Here is a 1,066-nt window from a genome sequence, read left to right on the forward strand (position 1 = left end):
ACCGCGAGCGGGTTGCCGGAGAGCGTGCCCGCCTGGTACACCGGCCCGAGCGGGGCGAGGAAGTCCATGACCTCGCGCCGACCACCGAGGGCGGCGAGGGGCATGCCACCACCGATGACCTTGCCGAACGTGATGAGGTCGGGCTTCCACCCGGCGCCGTCCGGCACGACCTTGGACGCCTCGAGGCCCCACCAGCCTGCAGCTCCGACCCGGAACCCGGTCAGGACCTCGTCGACGATGAGCAGCGCCCCGTGCGCCTGCGTGATCTGCGCCAGTGCCCGGTTGAAGCCGCGCTCGGGAGCCAGCACGCCCATGTTCGCGGCGGCCGACTCGACGATCACGGCGGCGATCCGCTCGGAGTGCTCATCGAAGGCCCGGCGGACGGCGTCGAGGTCGTTGTACGGCAGCACGAGGGTCTGCGCGGCGGTCTCGGCGGTGATGCCCGCGCTGCCCGGCATGGCCAGGGTCGCGACACCCGAGCCGGCCTCGGCCAGCAGGGAGTCCGAGTGGCCGTGGTAGTGCCCGGCGAACTTCACGAGCAGGTCGCGGCCGGTGTACCCGCGGGCCAGTCGGATCGCGGTCATCGTGGCCTCGGTGCCGGTCGACACCATGCGGAGCTTCTCGATGGGGCCGTCGCCGTCCACCGACACCCGCTGCTTCACGAGTTCGGCCAGCTCGGTCTCGCCCGGGGTCGACGCCCCGAACGACAGTCCGCGCGCGGCGGCCTGCTGCACGGCCTCGACCGTGCCGGGGTGGGCGTGCCCGAGGATCGCTGGCCCCCACGACGCGACGAGGTCGACGTACTCGCGACCCTCGGCGTCGGTGACGTAGGCGCCCTTCGCGGACACCAGGAAGCGCGGGGTGCCGCCGACCGACCCGTAGGCGCGGACCGGGGAGTTTACGCCACCGGGGATCGCGTTCTTGGCGCGGCCGAATAGCTGGTCGTTCGTGGTCATTCGGGGGCCTTCCCGGTCGAGGCGATGCCGGCGACGTCGGCGGTGCTGCCCGAGGTGCGGAGGCCCGCTTCCTCGTTGAGCTTCCGCGCGATGTCGACGGCGAAGTAGGT

The 1,066-nt window shown here is 72.5% G+C and carries 1 protein-coding gene; it reads right to left on the minus strand.

Annotation, left to right across the window (positions count from 1 at the left end; all coding sequences use genetic code 11):
• The coding region (locus BACI9J_RS22345; protein WP_159736612.1) for a glutamate-1-semialdehyde 2,1-aminomutase at nucleotides 1-956 on the minus strand (956 nt) is incomplete at its 3' end.
• Nucleotides 957-1,066: the final 110 nt, after the last annotated feature.

It is taken from the genome of Arthrobacter sp. 9V (genome assembly GCF_902506065.1).
Classification (GTDB): Bacteria; Actinomycetota; Actinomycetes; order Actinomycetales; family Micrococcaceae; genus Arthrobacter.